General features: G+C 59.7%; 1 protein-coding gene. It reads right to left on the bottom strand.

All coding sequences use genetic code 11. The features are described from left to right. On the bottom strand, window positions 1-236 hold a 236-nt coding region (locus tag ACYP5B_RS34740; RefSeq protein WP_459572677.1), incomplete at both ends, for a glycine-rich domain-containing protein.

Raw genomic sequence — 236 nt, 5'->3', positions numbered from 1 at the left:
GCGCAATACGACGGAGCGGTTAGATTCTGGCCAAACTCCTGCATGCTAAGTGCGTTGCTGGCGTTGGCCAGTGCCTGCAGCCTGGCTTCGTCTTCGAGCCCGTCGATGCCGACATAGGGATCATGGTGCAGTACATGACCGAAGATCCGCTCGCAATCACTCGCATAGCGCTGGGTATCGAGAATGTGGGCGTGCCAGAACTCGTCCACCAGTTCGCTGGGCACCACCGGCGCATC

It is taken from the genome of Cupriavidus sp. 8B (genome assembly GCF_054589115.1).
This window is presented reverse-complemented; position numbering and strand designations above follow the sequence as displayed.